The organism is Pseudomonas sp. NPDC087804, from assembly GCF_044742965.1.
GTDB classification, from domain to species: Bacteria; Pseudomonadota; Gammaproteobacteria; order Pseudomonadales; family Pseudomonadaceae; genus Aquipseudomonas; species Aquipseudomonas rustica.
Genome location: NZ_JBIUVN010000065.1, coordinates 1 through 2,365 on the forward strand (window position 1 = coordinate 1; position 2,365 = coordinate 2,365).

Genomic DNA, 2,365 nt, shown 5'->3' on the forward strand with positions numbered 1-2,365 from the left:
GCGTTTGGTGAAGCGATAACGGCGCTCGTTGTGGCCGGTCATCACTGTCATGTCTTGCAGGTGGCAATGACCGCCTTCTTCGCACACCGGGCAGTCGTGCGGGTGGTTGGTCATCAGCCATTCAACAACACTGGCGCGGAACGCCTTGGATTCTTCATCTTCGATGGAGATCCAGGTGTTGTCGGTGGCAGGCGTCATGCAGGACATGACGATGCGACCACGGGTGTCGTTCTCGTCGGTGTACTGCTTGACCGCGCACTGGCGGCAAGCCCCGACGCTACCAAGCGCGGGGTGCCAGCAGAAATATGGAATGTCGAGGCCCAGCGACAGACATGCCTGTAACAGGTTGTCTGCCCCGTCGACTTCGAGCGCTTTGCCGTCTACGTGGATAGTGGCCATGGTTCAAAGGTCTTCGTTGGCCCGGTGTCAGCGGGCGTGGCTAATGGAATCTTGTTATCCGTGCGAATCAAACCAGCCTCGAAAGGCGTCATCGCAGGAGGCGAAGGGCTCAGGCCCTTCACCTTATTAAGCGTTTACGCGCCGATTACGATCGGCCTTGCCAGAGGCGGGACGGCGGCGCTGACTGGCGCGATACCGGCTTCGAACTCTGGACGGAAGTATTTGATGGCACTGCCCAACGGTTCCACGGCACCCGGTGCGTGAGCACAGAAGGTCTTGCCCGGGCCGAGGAAGTTGACCAGACCCAGCAGGGTCTCGATGTCGCCTGGCTGACCGCGGCCTTCTTCGATGGCCATCAAGAGCTTGACGCTCCATGGCAAACCATCACGGCACGGGGTGCAGAAACCGCACGACTCGCGAGCGAAGAACTGCTCCATGTTGCGCAGCAAGGAGACCATGTTGACGCTGTCATCCACCGCCATGGCCAGGCCGGTACCCATACGGGTGCCCACTTTGGCGATGCCGCCGGCGTACATTTGTGCGTCGAGGTGCTCAGGCAAGAGGAAACCGGTACCGGCGCCGCCTGGCTGCCAGGCTTTGAGCTTGAAGCCGTCGCGCATGCCGCCCGCGTAGTCTTCGAACAACTCGCGACCGGTGACGCCGAATGGCAATTCCCACAGGCCCGGGTTTTTGACTTTGCCGGAGAAGCCCATGAGCTTGGTGCCCATGTCTTCGCTGCCTTCGCGGGCCAACGATTTGTACCAGTCAACGCCGTCGGCAATGATCGCCGGCACGTTGCACAGGGTTTCGACGTTGTTCACGCAAGTCGGCTTGCCCCACACGCCGACGGCGGCAGGGAAGGGCGGCTTGGAGCGCGGGTTGGCGCGACGGCCTTCGAGGGAGTTGATCAGTGCGGTTTCTTCACCGCAGATGTAACGCCCGGCACCGGTGTGGACGAACAGCTCGAAATCGAAGCCGCTGCCGAGAATGTTTTTACCCAGCAGGCCCGCAGCCTTGGCTTCTTCCACAGCACGGTTCAAGTGCTTGGCGGCGGTGGTGTATTCGCCACGCAAGAAGATGTAGCCACGGTAGGTTTTCAGCGCGCGAGCACTGATTAGCATGCCTTCGATCAGCAGATGGGGCAGTTGCTCCATCAGCATGCGGTCTTTCCAGGTGTTCGGCTCCATTTCATCCGCGTTGCACAGCAGGTAACGGATGTTGATGGATTCGTCTTTGGGCATCAGGCCCCACTTCACGCCCGTGGGGAAGCCTGCACCGCCGCGACCTTTCAAGCCTGCGTCTTTCACGGTCTGGACGATGGCGTCCTGATCCATGTCGGCGAAGGCTTTGCGCGCAGCGGCGTAACCGTTCTTGGCCTGGTACTCGTCGAGCCACACGGCTTCGCCGTCGTCACGCAGACGCCAGGTCAGCGGGTGAGTTTCGGCCGAACGCTGAATGCGGTTGGCAGGACCGAAAGATGTCAGGGTCATACGTAGCCCTCGAGCAGTTTGGCGACGCCAGCAGGCTGCACATCACCAAAGGTGTCGTCGTCGATCATCAGCGCCGGTGCCTTGTCGCAGTTGCCGAGGCAGCAGACCGGCAGCAGGGTGAAACGACCGTCGGTGGTGGTCTGACCCAGGCCGATGCCCAGATTGTTCTGGATTTCGCTGACCACCGACTCGTGGCCACCGATGTAGCAGACCATGCTGTCGCAGACGCGAATGATGTGACGGCCAACCGGCTGACGGAAAATCTGGCTATAGAAAGTAGCCACACCTTCAACGTCGCTGGCCGGGATGCCGAGGATCTCGCCGATTGCGTACAGGGCGCCATCCGGCACCCAGCCGCGTTCTTTCTGAACGATCTTCAGGGCTTCGATCGACGCCGCGCGCGGGTCTTCGTAGTGATGCAGCTCGTGCTCGATGGCCGAGCGCTCGGTTTCACTGAGGGTGAAACGGTCTGTCTG

The 2,365-nt window shown here is 60.9% G+C and carries 3 protein-coding genes; all 3 read right to left on the bottom strand.

What is annotated here, in order from left to right:
* On the bottom strand, window positions 1-399 hold a 399-nt coding region (locus ACIOMO_RS27895), incomplete at its 3' end, for a 2Fe-2S iron-sulfur cluster-binding protein (protein WP_401244694.1).
* A 134-nt stretch (window positions 400-533) separates the two neighbouring features.
* Entirely contained in the window at window positions 534-1,889 is a 1,356-nt protein-coding gene (gene nuoF / locus ACIOMO_RS27900) for an NADH-quinone oxidoreductase subunit NuoF (RefSeq protein ID WP_008082856.1), read from the bottom strand.
* Window positions 1,886-2,365 (bottom strand): NADH-quinone oxidoreductase subunit NuoE (gene nuoE, locus ACIOMO_RS27905; protein ID WP_401244696.1); only part of this gene is annotated, 480 nt, incomplete at its 5' end. The genes nuoE and nuoF, both read right to left, overlap by 4 nt.